General features: G+C 53.5%; 17 protein-coding genes and 1 pseudogene. 7 read left to right on the top strand and 11 right to left on the bottom strand.

The features are described from left to right. From ACYJL1_RS14315 to pepN, 4 genes are all read right to left on the bottom strand, one after another. Nucleotides 1-276, bottom strand: a complete 276-nt coding sequence (locus tag ACYJL1_RS14315; RefSeq protein ID WP_460896007.1) for a type II toxin-antitoxin system RelE/ParE family toxin — start codon at nt 274-276, stop codon at nt 1-3. Then, the gene (gene relB, locus ACYJL1_RS14310; RefSeq protein ID WP_460896006.1) at nt 263-565 is read right to left on the bottom strand and encodes a type II toxin-antitoxin system RelB family antitoxin; all 303 of its coding nucleotides are present in this window, start codon (nt 563-565) and stop codon (nt 263-265) included. The genes ACYJL1_RS14315 and relB overlap by 14 nt, the downstream gene beginning before the upstream one ends. Before the next feature lie 72 nt (nt 566-637). Further along, the gene (locus ACYJL1_RS14305; protein WP_460896005.1) at nt 638-2,971 is read right to left on the bottom strand and encodes a PAS domain-containing sensor histidine kinase; all 2,334 of its coding nucleotides are present in this window, start codon (nt 2,969-2,971) and stop codon (nt 638-640) included. Nucleotides 2,972-3,221: 250 nt separating this feature from the next. Further along, nucleotides 3,222-5,867, bottom strand: a complete 2,646-nt coding sequence (gene pepN / locus ACYJL1_RS14300) for an aminopeptidase N (protein ID WP_460896004.1) — start codon at nt 5,865-5,867, stop codon at nt 3,222-3,224. Nucleotides 5,868-6,235: 368 nt separating this feature from the next. Here pepN and ACYJL1_RS14295 point away from each other — a divergent pair, with 368 nt between their 5' ends. Beyond that, complete coding sequence (locus tag ACYJL1_RS14295) at nt 6,236-7,159, top strand: DMT family transporter (RefSeq protein WP_460898048.1); 924 nt, start codon at nt 6,236-6,238, stop codon at nt 7,157-7,159. 3 nt (nt 7,160-7,162) lie between these two features. Here the strand turns inward: ACYJL1_RS14295 and ACYJL1_RS14290 are convergent, their stop codons facing one another. From ACYJL1_RS14290 to ACYJL1_RS14280, 3 genes are all read right to left on the bottom strand, one after another. Continuing rightward, on the bottom strand, nt 7,163-8,410 hold the full coding sequence (locus ACYJL1_RS14290) for an MFS transporter (protein ID WP_460896003.1): 1,248 nt from the start codon (nt 8,408-8,410) through the stop codon (nt 7,163-7,165). A gap of 92 nt (nt 8,411-8,502) precedes the next feature. Then, the gene (locus ACYJL1_RS14285) at nt 8,503-9,342 is read right to left on the bottom strand and encodes a uracil-DNA glycosylase (protein WP_460896002.1); all 840 of its coding nucleotides are present in this window, start codon (nt 9,340-9,342) and stop codon (nt 8,503-8,505) included. Nucleotides 9,343-9,408: 66 nt separating this feature from the next. Then, on the bottom strand, nt 9,409-10,014 hold the full coding sequence (locus tag ACYJL1_RS14280) for a hypothetical protein (RefSeq protein WP_460896001.1): 606 nt from the start codon (nt 10,012-10,014) through the stop codon (nt 9,409-9,411). Nucleotides 10,015-10,309: 295 nt separating this feature from the next. Between ACYJL1_RS14280 and ACYJL1_RS14275 the strand changes: the two genes are divergently transcribed. Then, on the top strand, nt 10,310-11,977 hold the full coding sequence (locus ACYJL1_RS14275; RefSeq protein ID WP_460896000.1) for an electron transfer flavoprotein-ubiquinone oxidoreductase: 1,668 nt from the start codon (nt 10,310-10,312) through the stop codon (nt 11,975-11,977). Nucleotides 11,978-11,995: 18 nt separating this feature from the next. Here the strand turns inward: ACYJL1_RS14275 and ACYJL1_RS14270 are convergent, their stop codons facing one another. Next, entirely contained in the window at nt 11,996-13,006 is a 1,011-nt protein-coding gene (locus tag ACYJL1_RS14270) for an endonuclease/exonuclease/phosphatase family protein (RefSeq protein WP_460895999.1), read from the bottom strand. 444 nt (nt 13,007-13,450) lie between these two features. Then, the gene (locus ACYJL1_RS14265; protein ID WP_460895998.1) at nt 13,451-13,897 is read right to left on the bottom strand and encodes a MarR family winged helix-turn-helix transcriptional regulator; all 447 of its coding nucleotides are present in this window, start codon (nt 13,895-13,897) and stop codon (nt 13,451-13,453) included. A 76-nt stretch (nt 13,898-13,973) separates the two neighbouring features. Between ACYJL1_RS14265 and ACYJL1_RS14260 the strand changes: the two genes are divergently transcribed. Beyond that, nucleotides 13,974-14,735 (top strand): VOC family protein, encoded by a 762-nt coding sequence (locus ACYJL1_RS14260; RefSeq protein WP_460895997.1) that lies wholly within the window; start codon nt 13,974-13,976, stop codon nt 14,733-14,735. 2 nt (nt 14,736-14,737) lie between these two features. Here ACYJL1_RS14260 and ACYJL1_RS14255 read toward each other — a convergent pair whose 3' ends face one another. Together ACYJL1_RS14255 and ACYJL1_RS14250 are read right to left on the bottom strand one after the other, a co-directional pair. Continuing rightward, nucleotides 14,738-16,246 (bottom strand): AMP nucleosidase, encoded by a 1,509-nt coding sequence (locus tag ACYJL1_RS14255; RefSeq protein ID WP_460895996.1) that lies wholly within the window; start codon nt 16,244-16,246, stop codon nt 14,738-14,740. Nucleotides 16,247-16,595: 349 nt separating this feature from the next. Next, nucleotides 16,596-17,027 (bottom strand): winged helix-turn-helix transcriptional regulator, encoded by a 432-nt coding sequence (locus ACYJL1_RS14250; RefSeq protein WP_460895995.1) that lies wholly within the window; start codon nt 17,025-17,027, stop codon nt 16,596-16,598. An 89-nt stretch (nt 17,028-17,116) separates the two neighbouring features. On the opposite strand from ACYJL1_RS14250, the gene ACYJL1_RS14245 reads away from it, so the two are divergent. The 4 genes and pseudogenes from ACYJL1_RS14245 to ACYJL1_RS14230 all read left to right on the top strand — a co-directional run bounded on the left by ACYJL1_RS14245 (nt 17,117) and on the right by ACYJL1_RS14230 (nt 20,078). After that, a complete protein-coding gene (locus ACYJL1_RS14245) occupies nt 17,117-17,932 on the top strand; it encodes an oxidoreductase (protein ID WP_460898047.1) in 816 nt (271 codons plus the stop codon). A gap of 36 nt (nt 17,933-17,968) precedes the next feature. After that, the gene (locus tag ACYJL1_RS14240) at nt 17,969-18,109 is read left to right on the top strand and encodes a hypothetical protein (protein WP_460895994.1); all 141 of its coding nucleotides are present in this window, start codon (nt 17,969-17,971) and stop codon (nt 18,107-18,109) included. Between the two features lie 264 nt (nt 18,110-18,373). Beyond that, a pseudogene (locus ACYJL1_RS14235) lies at nt 18,374-19,237 on the top strand (NADP-dependent oxidoreductase); the annotation flags it as partial. A 139-nt stretch (nt 19,238-19,376) separates the two neighbouring features. Further along, nucleotides 19,377-20,078 carry a glutathione S-transferase N-terminal domain-containing protein gene (locus ACYJL1_RS14230; RefSeq protein WP_460895993.1) on the top strand — a complete coding sequence of 234 codons (702 nt, stop codon included), beginning with the start codon at nt 19,377-19,379 and terminating at the stop codon, nt 20,076-20,078. The last annotated feature ends 35 nt before the right edge of the window (nt 20,079-20,113 follow it).

Below are 20,113 nucleotides of genomic sequence, written 5' to 3'. Positions count from 1 at the left end.
TCACGGCCACTGCCGTGCCGCATGGAGAATTCGTAAAATCGAGATGGTTTGTTCACTCTCGGTATAGACCAAAATATAATTGGCCCGGATGATTAGCTCACGGGTTCCTTCAACTCGGCCAATCTTGCACAAGCGAGGGTATTCGGCCAAAGCAAGCACCCTCATCTCAATTTCGTTCTTTAGTCGTTGTGCGGCGGTCGGATTGTTATCCGAGATATAGTCCATAATTGCCAGCAAGTCGGCACGCGCAGTTTCGCGCCATTCAAGAGCCGGCACGATGGCGTTTTCTGTCGATCATGGTTTGCACCTCATCCATCACATCATTGTGGGGGACAGAGGGATTTTGATCCTTTAATGCCTGCTGCACTTTCTCGCGAAACCATTTGTCGTATGTTTCATCACCGGCAATGAGTCCAATAGGCAATGCCTGATCTTTCGCGATTCGGGTCAGTAAAATTCGAACGGCATCGGACACCGTCAAACCGAGTTGACTGAGCGTCTCAGTCGCTTGCATCTTCAGTTCATTATCAATTCTTACATGCAACATTGAGGTTTGCGTGGCCATGACAATCTCCTTGACCACAATAGTATGTATCTCAATTGAGATACAATCAACGTAAAGTTGAAACTGCTATTCCTACGCTGCTTCGGCAATATTACGCGTTGGAATGCGTACGGACACGATTGTGCCGACGCCTTCCTGCGAGCGGATTTTCAGCGCGCCGCCATGCAACTGTGTCAGCGAGCGCGAAATGGCGAGACCGAGGCCGGAACCAGCATGGGACTTGGTGAACTGGTTTTCCACCTGCTCGAAGGGCTGCCCGATTTTCTTCAAGGCAGATTTCGGAATGCCGCATCCTGTGTCCTCAATGGTTAAAACCAGTGCGCCGGAAACCTTGCGGGCGCGCACGGAAATGCGCCCGCCGGTGCTGGTGAATTTCACCGCGTTCGAGAGCAGATTGATCAGGATTTGCTTGATGGCACGGCGATCGGCGTCGAGTGTCACACATTCGTCGATGCGGGTGTCGACCTTCACATCTTTTGCCTGTGCCTGCAGCGAAACAACGCGTACCGTCTCACGGATGAGGGGGCAAAGATCGATTTCCTCCCGGTCGAGCGCAAAGTGTCCGGCTTCGATCTTCGACATATCGAGAATGTCGTTGATAACGTTCAGCAGATAATTGCCGCTGGTATGGATATCCTGAACATATTCGACATAGCGGTCTGATCCCAACGCGCCAAACGTCCCCGTATGCATAATTTCGGAGAAGCCGATAATGGCATTCAACGGTGTGCGGAGCTCGTGAGACATATTGGCAAGAAATTCGGATTTGGCACGATTGGCAGCCTCGGCCCGTTCTTTTTCCACCGCATATTTGCTGTTGAGTTCAGTCAATTCCAGGGTGCGTTCCACCTCCGATTTGCGGGCAAGGCTCAAATCGTGAATTGTTGCCATCAGACGGCGTTCACTGTCGATCAAGCGCTCTTCATGGACTTTCAGTTGCGTAATATCGGTGCCGACGGAAACCAGTCCACCATCTTGCGTGCGCCGCTCATTGACCTGTAGCCAGCGCCCGTCCGCAAGTTGCCGCTCATAGGTAAGCGCGCCATTGCGGCCATGTTCATTCGCCATGCGTTTTTCAGATGCGATAGCGCGAATACGGGGTTCCAATTCTTCGCGACTGATGCCAGGCAGCAGACATTCATTGGCGAGACCCGAATATTCATTGAATTTGCCATTTGACATGACAAGCCGGTTTTCCGCATCCCAGAGCACGAAGGTTTCGGAGATGCTTTCGATAGCTTCACGAATGCGTTGATCAGCTTGGGCAGTTGCCTGAACAAAACGATGCTGCTCGCTCACATCAACAGCCACACCCACGAGATGCAGGTCGCCGAGATTGTCAGTGTCAGCGACCTGAGCGCGAACGCGCATCCAGACCCAGTGACCCTCTGCGTGACGCATGCGGAAAACCCGGTCCATCTGGGTGATTTCGGAAGCCGCAACCTGCGCCGCGACACTATAGAGCTTGTCGTCATCTGGGTGAATGATTGCTGAAATGTCTCCAAGGGACAGGATTGAGTCATAAGCCTCATAGCCCAGCATCTCATACATGGAGCGTGACCAGTACACGCGGCCTCTTGCCATATCCCAATCCCACAAGCCGCTGCGCCCGCGCGCAAGCGCCGTATCCACCCGCGCCTGTGCGTGTTGATAAAGGGCATCGGCGTCCTGCGCCCGTGCCGATTGGCTGAAATATGCATAAAGCACGATCAGCAGGATGGTTGCCGTGCCTGCAAACATGGTGACATTTATGGAGACTGTGCTGCGCCATTCGGCGAAAATAGCTTCGACCGGATGCGCGGCCAGAACCGAATAAGCATTGTTTCCGGAACGGGAAAAGGCGGCGAGGGAGGGCGTGCCCTCAATCTTCACCGGCATTACGCCAGCGCGTGCTCCAAAAAGAAAAAGCGGCTGACCCTCAGTTATAAATGTTTCAAGGTTTCTGTTGCGCCAATGGTCGCTGCCGTTCGAGGCTGCAATAATATTGGCTTCTGGTGTTGCGATGGCAAACCACATTTCATCCGGAATAAGAGCGTTGGCACGCATGTCGCTAAGGATGTTCTGCAGGTCACCCGTGCTGAGCGTCTCACCCTTGTTCATGCGATTATCGATGACACTGGCGACATGGCTGGCAGCGATTGAAAGCGTTGCGCGTGCTGTGCGCTCCGCATCGTCACGCCATGCAAGCAATGACATGGAACGAACGATGGCAAGCACAACCAGGAAAATAATGATGAGCGGCGGGATGGCGCGGCGCAGATAGGGTTCGATCGCAAGGAGTTTGCCATAGGCAGGGTCAGCGAGAAGTCTTATGTGTCCGGAAAGCTTGTTGCGCGGCTGCGCCCCAGCCTTGCTTCCGGCATAATTCTTCCCCGTCGGCGCGCGATACGCGTCCGCATTTGCCATCGAATGGCCCCCTCATTTGCCTTTATATTCAGTGATTTGCTTCGACACGCCGCACATTCGAAGCACCTGTAGTGAATCAAAACTGATTCTTCGTGTCTAGTCCCTTTGTTAAATATTTATCAACACTTGTGGCAGCCGGAATCATAGTCAAAAGAAGAGCTTATAAGCCTTTGATATGACTCAAATTCCCTCCGGAGCTTGTCCGGAGGGAATTTGGAAATAGGTCAGTGGATAAGTTTTTTTCGGCCGTTCAGGCCAGCGTGCGTTCGACAATATCGCGCACATCAGTCGATAGTCCGGCGACAGACGCGATGCTGGCGAGGGCTTCGCGAGCATGTTCGCGGCGCTCCGGTTCGAATGATCGCCAGGAACGCATGGCTGTTAGAAGCCGGGCTGCAAGCTGGGCATTTTTCTTGTCGATTGCCAGGATCGTCTGCGCAAAAAATTGGTAGCCTTTGCCATCGGCGCGGTTGAATCCTGTCTGGTTTCCGCTTGAGAATGCGCCGATCAGCGAGCGCGTTCGGTTGGGATTGTCCAGAGAGAAGAGCCGGTGTGTCATCAATTCATGAACTTTGTCGAGCGCATTTTCACCCGGTTGCATCGCCTGCACGACGAACCATTTATCCATCACCAGCGCGTCATTTCCATATCGCGCTTCAAAGGCCTGCAAGGCATCATTGGTTGCACTGCTCGTACCAAAGCGCTGAACCAGCACGTTGAGCGCCGCAGCGCGATCGGTCATATTATTGGCCTGCTTGAACTGCTTGGCTGCACGCTTCGGGTTACCGTCAGCGACACTCAAATAATCCAGCAGAACATTGCGCAAGGAGCGGCGGCCCGCGCCAGCCGCATCCGGATTGAATGCACCGTGATGCTCCAGCTCATTATACAGCTGTTCAAACTTCTCCCCATGGGTTTCAGCAACAGCGCGGATAAGTGCATCGCGACTACCCAAAATGGCATCCGGGTCAACATTGGCACCCAGTTCGCGCGCAATATCACTTTCGGAAGGTATGCTGAGGCAAAGGGCGCGAAACGCTTCGTCCAAGGTGCTGTTGAAGGCCAACTCTCCCAGAAGCTTGATTGAAGAGCTTTCAATGGTCGCTGGCTTGCCGCCACGAACACGTTTTGAATTGCTGGTAAGCTTGGAATTGAGCAATTGCGTCAGAGCCTGCCAGCGCGTCACCTCATCGCGGTCATTGCGTGCAAGGAAGGCAAGGTCGGAGCGTGTCAACTCACTTGTCATTGTTACAGGTGCAGAAAAACCGCGTAGCAGCGAAGGTACAGGGCGCTCGGTGATGCCTGAAAAGGTAAAGCGCTCCTTACGTTTGCGCAGGTGGATAACATCATCCTTGACCAAGCCGCCTTTCGTCGCGCGCGGTTTGATCTCACGCCCTTTGGTCCCCAAAAGTCCAAACTGGATGGGAATGTGCATTGGCTTCTTGGAAGGCTGCCCCGGTGTTGGCTTTAAAGATTGCTCAATCTCGATCTCGAAAGTCTTGGTCGCCTGATCGTAATCATAGGTGATAGCCAGGTTTGGAGTTCCCGCCTGATCATACCACAGCGCAAACTGACTCAAATCCTCGCCGGAAGCATCTTCAAATACCTTGATGAAATCTTCGATAGTGGCGGCATCGCCATCATGGCGTTCAAAATACAGATCCATGCCTTTGCGGAAAGTCTCGGCACCAAGAATTGTGCGGATCATTCGCACCACTTCCGAGCCTTTTTCATAGACTGTCGAGGTGTAGAAATTATTGATCTCGCGGAACTGGCGCGGACGCACAGGATGGGCGAGGGGGCCTGCATCTTCCGGGAACTGATGGGCTTTCAGGCCCTTGACCTCGGCAATGCGTTTAACAGCGCGTGAACGCATATCCGCAGAGAATTCATGATCGCGATAAACGGTCAACCCTTCCTTGAGGCAAAGCTGGAACCAGTCGCGGCAAGTGATTCTGTTTCCTGTCCAATTGTGGAAATATTCATGGGCGATAACGGCCTCGATACCGGCATAGTCCACGTCGGTCGCTGTGTCCGGTTCGGCAAGAACATATTTGTCGTTGAAGACGTTAAGTCCCTTGTTCTCCATCGCCCCCATATTGAAGTCCGAAACGGCAACAATATTGAAAACGTCGAGATCATATTCACGCCCGAATTTCTCTTCGTCCCACTTCATGGAACGTTTCAGCGCATCCATTGCATATAGTGCGCGGCTTTCCTTGCCATGCTCGACATAGATTCCAAGATCGACCGAGCGCCCTGAAGCTGTGGTGAATGTGTCGGTTACAACGCCAAGGTCACCTGCGACCAAAGCAAAGAGATAGGCGGGTTTGGGATGCGGATCGTGCCAAACGGCGAAATGGCGGCCGCCATCAAGCGTGCCTTTTTCGCCCGGATTGCCGTTGGAAAGCAGCAGCGGAGCCGCGCTTGCCTCGGTTTCTATGCGTACCGTGTAGACAGAAAGCAGGTCGGGACGATCGAGATAATAGGTGATGCGGCGGAAGCCCTCCGCTTCGCATTGCGTACAGTACACATTGCTTGACCGATAAAGGCCGGTAAGCTGCCGGTTAGTGGTCGGGTTGATTTCGGTTGTAATCTCCAGCGTAAAAGTTTCGGCCTCGGGCAGTGCGCGAATTTCCAATCGGTCCGGCGTAACCACATAGGTATTATCACCCAGCGCCACGCCATCGACACGGATACCAACCAGCTTCAACTCATCGCCATCCAGAATGAGTGGCGTATCAAGCGCGACGCCTTCTCTACGTTCGATTTTCAGCGTGGATCTGACGATTGTCCGCTCCGGGTGCAGATGAAAATCGAGATGGGTCTCAGGAATGAGAAAATCGGTTGGCTTGTAGTCTTCCAGATGAAAAACCTGGCCGGTATCGGTACGCATAGATAACTGTCCTTTAAAAGCAATTCCAGGAAAAGTGGGAACCGGTTTTCCGTCCGGAGTTGCGTATAACAAAAAGATGGAACGGCACTGGAGATTCAATGAAGAAAACAGACCGTTCCATTTTGGCGGACCCTAACCGTGTTTTGCACCGCGCACAACAAATGCGAATGTTCACCCGATATATGGTGCAAAAACGCAACGTGATTGGTTTTCGTCTAGCGTGGCCCTGGAAACCGTCCTAAAGATATATCAGTTAAGTTTCCATACTATCATACCAAGTTGCTCCAAGTTTCAAGGAATATCCCACTGTGACTACTACCGTTCACCCTCAAGACGGTGAACCTCCTGTTGCGAACACGGTTCGCACAATGAATGTCATGCTCGGAATCGGCCTGAAGATCGCATCGGTATGTGTCTTCGTCGCCATGTCGAGCCTTCTCAAAGCCTCTGACGGCATTCCCGCGGGACAGCTTGTCTTCTTTCGCTCTTTCTTCGCGATCTTTCCCGTCATTGCCTTTATCGCGTGGCAGGGACAATTGGGAGTGGCGTTCAAGACGAATGAACCTTTCAGCCATCTCTGGCGCGGCTTTGTTGGCGTGAGTGCAATGAGCCTGAGCTTTTATGGTCTGACAAAACTCCCGCTGCCGGAAGCGATCGCCATAAGCTACGCAACACCGCTTCTGACTGTCGTGTGCAGTGCCATCTTCTTGAAGGAAACGGTGCGCTTGTATCGCTGGTCGGCAGTTGGCGTTGGCCTGATTGGCGTGCTCATCATTCTTTGGCCGCGCATGTCATTCTTCACGGGGCAAAGCGAATTTGGCGGCGATCAGGCTATCGGTGCTTTGGCGACGTTAGGCGGGGCGGGGCTTGCAGCGATCGCCATGCTGCTGGTGCGTAAACTGGTACAAACGGAGCGTACACCAACCATTGTTGTATATTTCTCTATTGCTTCCAGCCTGATTGCTTTGGTCAGCTTCCCCTTCGGCTGGGTATGGCCAACTGGCTTGCAGGCGATCTACCTGATCATGGCGGGGATTGCGGGCGGCGTTGCGCAGATCCTTTTAACCGAAAGCTATCGCCACGCGGATATGTCAGCGATTGCGCCGTTCGAATACACGTCCATGTTGCTCGGTCTGGTCATTGGATATCTTCTGTTTGGCGACATTCCTACTTGGCAAATGGTCGTCGGCGCGACGATCGTTATCGGTGCAGGCATTTTCATCATCTACCGCGAACATCGTCTTGGTTTGGCGCGTGCCCGTGCCAAGAAAGCATCAACGCCACAGGGCTGATGCTTACTCGTCGGGAACGCCTTCGCTCAGCGGATGAAGGTTGAATGTTTCCGGCGTTTGCGGCCTGTCATGAGCGCCAATGGCAAAGTCCGGGCGTTCTGAAGGCGCCTGCGAGGCACGGCGCAAGCTGCGCCAGAACGCATAGCCACCATAGGCAGCATAGGTAGTCGCCATGGTAACGAAGAAGCCGGATGGGCCATTCATATCCATCAGGCGGCCCGCGATCTGCGGCCCGATCATGCTGCCAATGCCATAAACGATCAGCAGCCCACTCGAAATTTTTACAAACTCGCTCGGCTCTGCAAAGTCATTGGCATGGGCGACATTGAGGGAATAGATCGGAAACAGAACAGTCCCGAACGCAAACATCAGCGTGTAAATCACCCATGGCGTCGTGGGCTGTAACAGGATCATCGTAATCGAGATCAAAACGCCGCCAATGCCTGCAACGACCATGACATAGCGCCGGTCAACGAAATCGGAGATGCGGCCAATGGGATATTGGAATAATGCGCCGCCGATCATCGAGCTTGCGATCATGGTCGCTATGCCAAATGTGGAAAGGCCAATGTCCCGACCATAGACAGCCGAAAGGAAGTTCCACGCACCGGCAATGATCCCTGCAAGCAGGGAACCCACCATTGCAGCCGGAGACTTTCGATAAAGACCTGGCAAATCCAGCGATACTTGCGTCAGCGGGCGAGGGGATTGCGCATTGGAAAGTCCGGTGGGAACAAGCGCAGAGGCGTAAATCAGTGCGCCAATCATGAAAAGCACATGAGTTGCCGGATTTCCGAACGGCAGTATGTATTGTCCCACCAATAGGCCCAGCATGGAAACGATCATATATATGGAGAAAACCATGCCGCGTGTGGCATTTGTCACGCGCTCGTTGAGCCAGCTCTCGATAACCATGTAGCTGCCTGCGAGCGAAAATCCTGCCAGCGCCCGGAACAATGTCCATGCCCACGGGTCCATGATGAGCCCATGCATCAGCATCGACATGCTCAGCAGCGTCAGCAGTACCGCGAAAACCCTGACATGCCCGACACGCCGTACCAGCCGGGGCACCACGATACAGCCGCCGGTGAAGGCAAGTGCGTATCCTGTTCCCATCCAGCCAATTGTCGTGGGAGACCAACCCTCCATGCCAGCACGCAGCGGCAGAAGAATGCCTGCCAGCCCTCCGGCTGTCAGCATCAAGAATGTGCTGGTCAATAATGCCGTGATGGGCAGGAGCTGGCGAAACATGGTTTTATCCTGATTGCACTCGAGCTTACAGCTTTCAAAGCCTGCATTGCGCCGGAAATAACGACACTGCAACTCCGGTTTTGCGGCAGCTTTTAATCGGTAAGGGCGCGTAGCCGCAATTTGACGCTGAGGAAATCTCTCCAGGCAAACTTTTTCTGTGCTGAATTGCGCAGCAGATATGCGGGGTGAAGCGTGGGCATGACGGGAATTTGATTGCCCGAAACCGTCAAATGGGTTTTCCAGTTTCCACGAAGGCGCAAAATGCCTTCGGGGGCCTTGGTCAATGCCTTTGCTGCAGGGCCACCGAGCGCCACAAGCAGTTTAGGATTTGCCAGCTCGATTTGCCGTTCGAAAAAAGGTCGGCAAATTTCAGTTTCCAATGGCGTTGGGGTCCTGTTTCCAGGCGGGCGCCATGGAATCGTATTGGCGATATATACGCTTTGCCTGTCGAGACCGATGGCAGCGAACATGCGGTCGAGCAACTGACCTGATCGACCGATAAACGGAATGCCTTCCAAATCCTCTTCACGGCCCGGCGCTTCGCCGACAAACATGATCGACGCTTGCGGATTGCCATCGGCAAAGACGAGATTCTTGGCCGTGAATTTGAGATTGCAGCCGTCAAATGCAGCAAGCTGTTCGCGCAACTCCTCTAATGTTTGCGCGCTCGCCGCCATCTGTCGGGCCATGGCAATCTTGGCGTCATCGGGCACGGACGCTTTGCTTAAGGTCGAGGGGGCTGTAGGGCTTGCATCAATGAATGGCTTGGCTGTGATCGACGAGGGCGCGCTCGCACGCGGAGCGGCAGGGGCCTGTTGTACTTGCGCCCGCTTGGCATCAATCTGCGAAAACCTGTCGACAGGTGCGTCGACAAGCGGAGTATCTACCCCCGCCTCGGCATAAAAGTGCAAGATTTCGCTTAACGTCGACAATGGATAATCCTTCTCACCCCTGAAGTCGCAAATTGCTGTGCGCAATGCAAGCAAAAGACGTCATATTTAAGAGGAGGGAATGCGCGGGTCCTGTACAAGATAAAATGTTCGTTTGGGCGTGAAGTCAGCTATCGGAAAGCCAAAGCTTGCCTTCTCGCCGGGGTCGATCTTTCCATCGCGGAATATCATCCGGTCATAAGGCTCGAAATCGTCGCTGAAACTTGCATAGCCGTGTGAGTCGATAGCGTCCTTCTTGTCACCGGGCTGATAGAAGGAAAGCCCATCGCTATAGTCGCTTGGCACATTCAACTGCTCCTGCAACTCAAAGCCAAATTCTACCCAAGGATGACCGCTGCCATTGATTGCTTCGACACGCAGGTAAAACAGAATGCCGATGTCTTTCGCTGGATCTTTCAGATTGGTCTGTTCGGTTCGAATGATAAGGACTGTAGGCGCGGTCGAATGGAACTCTTCAGTCAGGATAATCGGGTCTTGCCTTGTGCCTTTGCCGCTTACGCCCGTAATCGTAAAGCCCCCCATTTCATCGGAGAATGTGTAGCCGCCGGCGCTCCAACGTTTCCCCGATTGAGCAACGCCCGGGCCGATCGCTAGAAATAGCACGCAAATGAGGATCAGGCTTCTTAAGGGCCAGCGCAGACTTATCCACTTCATCCGGCCCTCCCAAGTGGTTTGATGTCAAACGTGGTCGGCAACTTGATCACAGGATTATGACGGAAAAGTCTGGAGGTGCAACTGCTGCCCGGGGCGAGGAGCCGCCCCGCACTTCCTTGCATATATTGACGTTTACGTTAAAGTAATTATAAAAATGATCGGCTGGTCGTGAAATGAGGGCAATTGGCCGCATCTGACAGGCGCGACTCGTTGTGGCAAACAGGTATTGTTGCGCTACAAATCAAAAAAACGACGCGCCGCGGGCGCATAAGGGAATTTACTGCAGGAGGAATGCATGAGCGAGACAGTTGAACTTCCAGAGCGCGAGAGCATGGAGTTTGATGTCGTGATCGTCGGCGGGGGGCCTTCCGGGCTTTCCGCTGCCATCAGGCTCAAGCAAATCAATCCGGAGGTTTCAGTCGTTGTCCTTGAGAAGGGCGGCGAGGTGGGCGCGCATATTCTTTCGGGTGCTGTTGTTGACCCGATCGGTGTAGACAAGCTGTTACCGGGCTGGCGCGAAGAAGAGGGGCATCCCTTCAAGACTCCAGTCACTGCGGATCATTTCCTTGTGCTCGGACCTGCCGGTTCGGTGCGGTTGCCGAATTTCGCCATGCCGCCACTGATGAACAATCATGGCAATTTCATTGTTTCGCTCAGCAATGTGTGCCGTTGGCTCGCAACGAAAGCAGAAGAGATCGGCGTCGAGATTTATCCGGGCTTCGCCGCGACTGAGGTGCTCTACAATGATGCTGGTGCTGTCATTGGCGTTGCGACGGGCGACATGGGCATTGAAAAGGACGGCTCACATGGTCCGGCCTATACGCGCGGCATGGAATTGCTTGGTAAATATACGCTTATAGCAGAAGGCGCACGCGGCTCGCTTGCCAAGCAGCTGATCAACCAGTTCAAGCTTGATGAAGGCAAGGAGCCTGCCAAATACGGCATAGGCTTGAAGGAACTCTGGCAGATCGATCCTGCAAAACACAAGCTGGGTCTCGTGCAGCATTCATTCGGCTGGCCGCTTGATATGAAGACAGGCGGCGGATCGTTCCTCTACCATCTTGAGGACAACACGGTTGCAGTCGGCTTCGTGATGCATCTCAATTACAAGAACCCTTATCTGTCACCCTTCGAAGAGTTTCAGCGTTTCAAAACCCATCCTGCCATTCGCGGTATTTTCGAAGGCGGCAAGCGCCTTGGCTATGGGGCCCGTGCGATCACCGAGGGGGGCTGGCAGTCCGTTCCGAAGCTCTCGTTCCCGGGCGGCGCGCTGCTCGGTTGTTCTGCCGGATTTGTCAATGTGCCGCGTATTAAGGGTTCGCACAATGCGATGCTGTCCGGCATGCTTGCTGCGGAGCATGTGGCGGAAGCGTTGGCTGGCGGGCGCGCCAATGATGAACTCATCACTTATGAGAACGCATGGCGCACCAGCGAAATCGGCAAAGATCTCAAGCGAGTCCGCAACGTCAAGCCAATGTGGTCAAAGCTTGGAACCATTGGCGGCGTCGCGCTTGGCGGTCTCGACATGTGGCTCAATACGATTTTCGGCGGTTGGTCGCCTTTCGGCACCTGGAAACATGGCAAGAACGATGCTGCCTCGTTGGAACCGGCTGCGAACTACAAGCCTATCGCTTATCCAAAGCCCGATGGTGTTCTGACTTTTGACCGTCTATCCTCCGTGTTCCTCTCCAATACCAATCATGAGGAAAACGAACCTGCCCATCTGATCGTCGCGAACATGGCGCTACAGAAGACATCCGAGCATGATATCTATGCCGGACCATCGACACGTTATTGCCCGGCGGGCGTCTATGAGTGGGTTGAGGAGCCAACCGGCCCGAAATTCGTCATTAATGCGCAGAACTGCGTTCACTGCAAAACGTGTGATATCAAGGACCCGAACCAGAATATTAATTGGGTACCGCCGCAGGGCGGTGAGGGGCCCGTCTACACCAATATGTAATGCTGCTCATATTGGGGGTTATGTTGCTGGTGTTTCGAGCATCACTGTCTGTTGTTCTGGTTCGTTACCATCATCTATGCCGGTAACCGAAAAGTGCAGCAGCAGCGGCAGGTGGTCGGAACCGACAGGTTCAAGCGTTTCAACGCGTGCCGCGGTAATCCTGTCTGAGACAAGTATGTGATCCAGCGGCAGGCCAATCCATTTGGCCGCGTGGGCCAGGGTGCCATTGAGCAGCCAACTCGGACGTACGCCCTCGGCTATGCGGGTTTTGCTGTACTGTCTGATGTTTTTTAGCGTCTGGCTCCATGGCGCAGCATTGAAGTCGCCGGAAATAATCAGCGGCCCTTGAAGCTTTTCGAAGTAAGGTTGAACTTCCTTGACGTTCCAGTCTTGCGCAAACGGCCATGGCCAATCCAGATGTAGCGATGCGATAATGGCGCTGCGACCTCCAAAATCGATCCGTGCAATGGCGACGAGGCTATCGATACAAATTGGCGTCGAACCCAATGCGAAAGGGCGTCGCGAAAGGATTGCTGCGCCGCCTATACGGCTCCGATTAGAGCAATAGAAAGTGTACGGATAACGCGCTTCAATAGCTTTAAGCCGGGGTCGCCAATTGTCGGAAACCTCCTGCAAAGCAATCACATCAGGCGACTCCCTGCCAATCAACCGAAAAACGTCTGCCTGCTGCTCATTGTCATAGCGCAGGTTCAGTTGCAGCAATTTGTACTGCGCCAACGCCGTTGAAGCGGCTTCTGCACTGGGGCCGGATGGCGGGGTCAGCACCGTCGCCAAAGCAGTCAGTGCCAATACAACGGCCATTATTCCTTCGCGCCAAAGACGAAAGAACAATGCTGGCACTGCCGATAAGGCCATGAGCACAGCAAGATGCATGCGAAAATGGGCGAAGGAATCGAAGGCTGGATGCGCTGCACCGAAAAAACCCAGCACCAGCGGTACAGAAAACAACACCGGTATCAATACGGCTGCGAGCTTGATCCAGGATTGCTTGTTCTTCGTCATCATCATTCCGCATTAACCCGGCAATTGCGACGCAATCAAGGTGCGATTTTCACTGGATGATAACAACCAGAGAGCCGCCCAGAACACAAATTATGCAACTCTGCGTTCGTTGCTCTCCACTGCGATCCAAGCCAAATGTTGGATAGTTTTATAGGCAGAAGCAGTGTGGGCCGAGCGAACCGGCCCATCGGGAAGATGGGCTTCCCGACTGGGCATCAGCCTTGCCGTTAAAACTGGAGGTAAACTATGCGGTACATGCCGTTTAGCGTTACGTTGACCATGAAAAGAACCCGGACGAGTTGGTCGCTCAGCTTCCGGGTTCAATTCAGATAATCAACAAAAAGAGGGGTGGGCGGAAGTCCGCCCCCTCACTCCACCTACAATATAGCACCATTAAAGCTATTTCCAAGCAACTTGTGGTTGGGCTTCAATATAGCAGGGCTGATTTTTTTAAAGCAACTTCCTTAGGTCATTGAGCAGGCGCCCTTGTTCTCCGGGAGTCAAAACCTGTTCAAGATCGCCATGTGTACTGATCCATATCGGCATAACGTCCGCGAGCAGGCGCAGGCCATCATCTGTCAAAGCGAGCAAGCGGCTGCGTTTGTCGTTCGGATCAACCATAATCTTGATCAGTCCACGCCTTTCCATGGGTTTTAACGCGGCAGTGAGTGTTGTGCGGTCCATGGCAAGCAAAGAGGCGACGGAGCTGAGATTTGGTGGCTCCGGCCGGTTCAAGGACATGAGCAAAGAAAACTGGCCATTGGTCAGGTCATGGGGGCGAAGCGCTTCATCAAACATTCGCGCCAGCGAGCGGGCGGCGCGCTGAACAGTCAGGCACATGCAATGGTCGTGAACATAGATAGTGGTTTCGTAAGTGACTGGCATCATCTTTGACATAGCCTAGTTATGTTGATATCAACATATTTGTCAATATTCAGGTACTGATCGCGCAAGACTCGGAGGAGGAACGATCATGAGCGGGAATTTCATCTGGTATGAATTGCTGACGAGCGATGCGGAGGCGGCCAAAGCCTTTTATACCCATGTTGTAGGATGGGGTGCGGAGGATTCGGTCAATTCTCCGGTCAAATACACCTTGCTGACCGTAGACAAGGCTCCGGTTGCCGGATTGATGTCGGCAAAGGATGCGAAGGTGGAAGGTGTGCCGCCCATGTGGTCAGGTTACATCATGGTCGATGATGTTGCTGCCTATGTGGAGCGCGTAAAGCAGGCTGGTGGCAAAGTTCACACAGAGATAACGGATATTCCGGGCGTTGGCACTTTCGCGGTTGTCGCCGATCCGCTGGGGGCTCCCTTCCAGCTATTCAAACCGTCTAAAGAGGCTCCGGACAACTATCCGGCCCCTTTTACGCCCGGCACCATTGGCTGGCATGAACTGGTTTCCAACGACGCAGAGAAAGCTTTTACATTCTATTCCGGCCTTTTTGGCTGGACCAAGGGCGAAGCTATGGATATGGGGCCAATGGGCACCTATCAGATATTCAATGTCGACGGCCAGATGTATGGCGGCATGATGACTAGCACCGATGCTTCCGATGTAAAGCTTTGGCGGTTTTATTTCATTGTCGATGACATCGATACTGCGGTTGCGCGCGTCAAGGAAAAGGGCGGGCAGGTGACAACCGAGCCCATGGCTGTCCCGGGCGATGCCTGGATTATCGAGGGCCGCGATCCGCAAGGCGCATATTTCGCCCTTACCGGACCGCGCAAATAATTCTATTGGAACGCCATCTCGAAGAAGCTGCGCAATTTTCGCGAGTGCAGCTTTTCGGGAGGCATTTCAGCCAGTTTTTCCAGAGCGCGAATACCAATCTGCAAATGCTGCGCCACCTGCCGCTTATAAAATTCGGTCGCCATGCCCGGAAGCTTTAACTCGCCATGCAATGGCTTGTCCGAAACACAAAGCAGCGTTCCATAAGGCACACGGAAGCGGAAGCCATTTGCCGCGATTGTGGCGGACTCCATATCGAGCGCAATCGCGCGCGATTGCGAGAGCCGCTTCACCGGTCCGCGCTGGTCGCGCAATTCCCAGTTTCTGTTGTCGATAGTGGCAACAGTACCCGTGCGCATGATCCGCTTGAGGTCATAACCTTCAAGGCCGGTAATCTCCGCCACGGCCTGTTCCAGTGCGACCTGAACCTCGGCCAAAGCGGGAATCGGCACCCATACAGGTAAATCATCGTCCAGAACGTGATCTTCGCGCACATAAGCATGGGCCAGCACATAATCACCAAGAGCCTGCGTGTTGCGCAGGCCTGCGCAATGTCCGAGCATCAGCCATGCATGTGGTCTCAGCACGGCAATATGATCGGTGATCGTCTTGGCGTTGGATGGGCCAACGCCAATATTGACCATGGTAATACCGGAGCCATCTTCACGTGCCAGATGATAGGCCGGCATTTGCGGCAACCTGCCAATAGGCACGCCGGACGTTGGCGATTCATCGCCTGCTTCCGTGATCAGGTTGCCTGGCTCGATAAACCGCTCATATCCGCCACCGCCAGCTGCCATGAGCCTCCGCGATAATGCGCAGAACTCGTCAATATAGAACTGGTAATTGGTGAAGAGCACATAGTTCTGGAAATGCATCGGGCGTGTTGCCGTATAGTGCGACAAGCGGTGCAATGAATAATCGACACGCTGCGCAGTAAATGGCGAAAGCGGCATGATGCTATCGAGATCGTCGGTTTCGTATTCGCCATTGACAATCCGGTCGTCGGTTGCAGCCAGATCCGGCACATCGAACAGATCGCGCAATGGTAATAGAAAACCGTCGGCGACCGAGGAGTCGACATGTGTGCCTTCCAGAAACGCAAAGTGAATAGGAATCGGCGTTGTCGACTCCTGCACTGTAACGGGGCGACCATGGTTTCGGATCAGCAGGCGTATCTGCTCTTCAAGATAATTGTCGAAAAGATCGGGCCGGGTTATTGTTGCCGAATACTGCCCCGGTGCCGACACATGACCAAAGGCAAGCCGCGAGTCGATCTGTGCATAGCTCGATGTGGAAAGGCGTATCTCTGGATAAAATGCGCGAAAATGCGTTGCGTCCCCGGCTTCACCTCGTGACACACTGTCGAAAGCATCCCGCAAAAACTGGGTATTGCGTTCATAAAGCGCGATTAGCGCCTGAACGGCCGCCTTGGCATCTGTAAATTCTTCTGCCTCAACATGGGCTGGCATGCTGATCGAGGCTATTTTCTTGGTTCCGATTCGTTTGTCCATTACCCAATATAGTGATTCAGTGCGACATTTGAAAAGCGGTCAGCTTAAACTCTTTGCAGGCTGACCAGCAAAACCAGGCCTATGCCACCATTCGAGGGCGACCGGCTTTCATAGCTTGCAGCAAAAGCGATGACAGGACCGACAAGGATTGCTGAAAATATTAATGCCCTAAGAAACAGCAGCGAGTAATTTACAGTTGAATTTAACATGGTCGTGTCCCTGAAGTGGCTTTCGCAATATCTGGTCACGACTTTGCATCGGCTTGACTGAACGAATGCTGATCTCGTCGTTCATCATCCGTTCAATTTTCTAACGCGGTTATCAGGCATTAGCCCGATATGGAGGCAGTTCACTCAGGTACAACAATGCGAATGGGACGTGTTCCGACCGGCGCGCCGGTCTCGCGGTCGATAGTGACGGCATCAATTTCCGTTCCGGCCTCGGCGTCGAAGAACCGGGTTACCTTGCCCCCACCGCGATGCTTGCGGCCCCACGCGCCAATGGAGAACAGCACCGGGAGCAAGTCTCTTCCGGCTTCCGTGAGTATATATTCGTCCCGTGGCGGTCGTTCCGAATAGCGGCGTTTCTCCAGCATTCCTTCTTCTGTCAGGGCTGATAGCCGCGCTGTCAGCATCGTCGGCGCTATGCCAAGACTTTTGCGGAATTCATCAAAACGGGTCAGCCCCGCATGGGAATCCCGCATGATCAGCATACTCCAGGCATCACCGATCAGGGCAAGGCTGCGGGCAATAAGACATGGCTCGTCTGAAAGATTTTTCATGTTAGTATCTTTTTGATAGTGACTTACTACTAAAATAATAGTAACTGATAGTCCATCAAATTTCCATAACAAAATGAAAGCTGAAGATGATGAGAAATAAAGAGCACAGGGTAGCTCTCGTAACGGGCGCTTCCTCTGGTATTGGACTGGTGACGGCACAAGCGCTGCGACGCGATGGCTATCGTGTATTCGGTACCAGCCGAAAGCCGATGTCCGATGGTCCGGATGGGATCACCATGCTGATCTGCGATGTTACCGATGATGTATCGGTGCGGTCGCTTGTCGACGAAGTTCTTGGCCGCACCGGGCAGATTGACCTTCTTGTCAACAATGCCGGGATAGGGCTGCTCGGCGGCGCGGAAGAGTCCTCTGCCGCTCAGGCACAGGCCGTGTTCGATGTGAATGTTTTTGGCGTGCTGCGGATGACAAATGCAGTTCTGCCCGTGATGCGACAGCAGGGCCGGGGACGAATTGTCAATCTGAGTTCCATACTTGGACTCATTCCCGCTCCGTATAACGCTCTTTATTCGTCAACCAAGCACGCTATCGAGGGCTATTCCGAATCGCTAGACCATGAAGTTCGCACCCAGGGCATCCGCGTTGTGCTTGTCGAGCCTGGCGTGACCCGCACGTCCTTTGAAGAAAACCTTACCCGACCGGACCAGCCGCTTCCCGTCTATGATACGATCCGTGGCTACGCCGAGAAGCTGATGCGTGAAATCATTGAAAAAGGTGACGCACCAGAGATCGTCGCAGCGACAGTTGTGAGGGCAGCCAATGCACCATCGCCCAAAAGACGTTACACTGTTGGTAAAGCAGCGCGGCAGGTTCGCTTTGTACGCCGCTTTTTCCCTGAGTCTTTCGTGGATAAAAATCTACGGAAATTCAATCGACTTCCCGACTGAATGTTCGCACCACCACAGAAACGAAGGCTGGTTCTTATGAAATCATTTCTGATTGATCGCTATGTGAAGGGTGGTGCGCTGCGTTTCACGCAAAGCCCGGAGCCGGAGTTGCGGAAAAATGACGTGATGGTGGAAATTCATGCCGCCAGTGTCAACGTTTTGGATGCCAAGATTTAGGGTCCGGACCTATTAATATGATCGAAATGGCGCCTGAAACGGCAAGAAGATGCGAGGAGAAGCGCGAAGGGCGGGGTCTTCCCCCCGGCCAAGCGGTTCGACACTGCAGCTTGCAGCCGTTTCGGCGTCCGCAGGATATGGTCTTTTCGCCCGCCTACTTCGTCGCAAAGGCTCGAAAATGAACCACATTGCCTTCGCCTTTGCTCCTTGTATCCAAACGAAAAGCCTCATACCATTTCGACCAGATTAATGGGTCCGGACCCTCAAGATGGAGAGTTCAAGCTCATCCTGCCTTATCGTCTGCCGCTGGTCTTGGGCAATGACGTAGCGGGCGTTGTGGTCCGGGTCGGGTCGGGCGTTCGGCAGTTCAAGCCCGGTGATGCTGTTTATGCCCGTCCAGCTCAGGACCGCATCGGAACATTTGCAGAATACATCGCCATCGACGAGGCCGATGTTGCGATGAAGCCAAATAACCTGACCATGGAAGAAGCCGCATCCATTCCGCTTGTCGCCTTGACAGCATGGCAGGTACTTGTTGAGCGAGCCAATTTGCAAAAGGGGCAAAAAGTTCTGATCCACGCTGGTTCGGGCGGTGTCGGCACAGTTGCCATTCAGCTCGCCAAGCATCTTGGGGGCCATGTGGCAACGACCACAAGCACAGCAAATATCGATCTGGTCAAAAGTCTCGGTGCAGATGTCGTGATTGATTACAAGTCGCAGAACTTCGAAGAAGCTCTGCAGGATTATGATGTCGTCCTGAATAGTCTTGGCAAGGACACGCTGGAGAAATCTCTTCGCGTGTTGAAGCCGGGCGGAAAGCTGATCTCCATTTCAGGGCCGCCGGACCCGGCTTTCGCCAAGGAGAATGGTTTCAACTGGCTGCTTCAGCAAATCACACGTCTGCTGAGTTTTGGCATCCGAAGAAAAGCCAAACGCCGAGGCATCAGCTATTCGTTCCTTTTCATGACAGCCAATGGTGAACAACTCGCTCAGATCACGTCCTTGATTGAGGCAGGAATCATTAGACCCATCGTGGATCGTATTTTCCCATTCGCAAAGTCCAACGAGGCCATGGCTTATGTCGAGACGGGCCGCGCAAAGGGAAAGGTAGTCATCACCACAAAGTGACTTTCGCATGAAGTGAGTGCCTTGCGGTCCGCGTGCTCTGACACTCGCGCCTGTCGTGAAATTATTCCCTTGTGAACAGATAACCGGTGCCTATGTTTAGGTCTGACTCTAAATTCAGGTGACATCCATGGAGACGGATATGACAGCCCAGACCAAGCCGATCGAGCTTTATTATTGGCCCACACCGAATGGATGGAAAATTTCCATCATGCTGGAAGAGCTCGACATTCCTTATGAGGTGAAGCTGGTGAATATCGGCAAGGGCGATCAGTTCGAGCCCTCATTCCTGAAAATTGCTCCCAACAATCGTATGCCTGCCATTATCGACCCCGAAGGGCCGGATGGGAAGCCGATCTCTGTTTTTGAATCAGGCGCGATTCTGCAATATCTCGGCCGGAAGTTTGGCAAGTTCTATCCGCAGGACGAACGTAAGCGGGTTGCTGTTGAGGAGTGGCTGTTCTGGCAGGTTGGCGGCCTTGGCCCCATGGCGGGTCAAGCCCATCATTTCCGCAATTATGCGCCGGAAAAGATCGAGTATGGCATTAATCGCTACACAAATGAGGTTAATCGACTTTATGGGGTGATGAATCGCCGCCTTGAGGGCAGGGACTATCTTGCTGATGAATATTCCATCGCCGATATCGCATCCTATGGCTGGACAATCTCCCACGCCAATCAGGGGCAGGACCTTGATGATTTCCCTAATCTGAAGCGCTGGTTTGAAGCCATCCGCGCGCGTCCGGCAGTTGAACGCGGGGTTGCGGTCGGTAGGGAAGAACGCCGTAATCTGGCTGATGACAAGGAAGCGCAGAAGATCCTGTTTGGGCAGACAGCCCGCTAATGCGCCGACGGCAACGAGGCTGATGCGCCGACGGC

It is taken from the genome of Phyllobacterium sp. K27, assembly GCF_054796155.1.
This window is presented reverse-complemented; position numbering and strand designations above follow the sequence as displayed.

What these genes read in the sequence shown, in the direction of transcription:
- ACYJL1_RS14270 (WP_460895999.1), bottom strand. Translation starts at nt 13,006, where the DNA reads ATGATGATGACGAAGAACAAGCAATCCTGGATCAAGCTCGCAGCCGTA.
- ACYJL1_RS14275 (WP_460896000.1), top strand. Translation starts at nt 10,310, where the DNA reads ATGAGCGAGACAGTTGAACTTCCAGAGCGCGAGAGCATGGAGTTTGAT.
- ACYJL1_RS14265 (WP_460895998.1), bottom strand. Translation starts at nt 13,897, where the DNA reads ATGTCAAAGATGATGCCAGTCACTTACGAAACCACTATCTATGTTCAC.
- ACYJL1_RS14290 (WP_460896003.1), bottom strand. Translation starts at nt 8,410, where the DNA reads ATGTTTCGCCAGCTCCTGCCCATCACGGCATTATTGACCAGCACATTC.
- ACYJL1_RS14280 (WP_460896001.1), bottom strand. Translation starts at nt 10,014, where the DNA reads ATGAAGTGGATAAGTCTGCGCTGGCCCTTAAGAAGCCTGATCCTCATT.
- ACYJL1_RS14295 (WP_460898048.1), top strand. Translation starts at nt 6,236, where the DNA reads ATGAATGTCATGCTCGGAATCGGCCTGAAGATCGCATCGGTATGTGTC.
- ACYJL1_RS14255 (WP_460895996.1), bottom strand. Translation starts at nt 16,246, where the DNA reads ATGGACAAACGAATCGGAACCAAGAAAATAGCCTCGATCAGCATGCCA.
- relB (WP_460896006.1), bottom strand. Translation starts at nt 565, where the DNA reads ATGGCCACGCAAACCTCAATGTTGCATGTAAGAATTGATAATGAACTG.
- ACYJL1_RS14245 (WP_460898047.1), top strand. Translation starts at nt 17,117, where the DNA reads ATGAGAAATAAAGAGCACAGGGTAGCTCTCGTAACGGGCGCTTCCTCT.
- ACYJL1_RS14240 (WP_460895994.1), top strand. Translation starts at nt 17,969, where the DNA reads ATGAAATCATTTCTGATTGATCGCTATGTGAAGGGTGGTGCGCTGCGT.
- ACYJL1_RS14250 (WP_460895995.1), bottom strand. Translation starts at nt 17,027, where the DNA reads ATGAAAAATCTTTCAGACGAGCCATGTCTTATTGCCCGCAGCCTTGCC.
- ACYJL1_RS14230 (WP_460895993.1), top strand. Translation starts at nt 19,377, where the DNA reads ATGACAGCCCAGACCAAGCCGATCGAGCTTTATTATTGGCCCACACCG.
- pepN (WP_460896004.1), bottom strand. Translation starts at nt 5,867, where the DNA reads ATGCGTACCGATACCGGCCAGGTTTTTCATCTGGAAGACTACAAGCCA.
- ACYJL1_RS14260 (WP_460895997.1), top strand. Translation starts at nt 13,974, where the DNA reads ATGAGCGGGAATTTCATCTGGTATGAATTGCTGACGAGCGATGCGGAG.
- ACYJL1_RS14305 (WP_460896005.1), bottom strand. Translation starts at nt 2,971, where the DNA reads ATGGCAAATGCGGACGCGTATCGCGCGCCGACGGGGAAGAATTATGCC.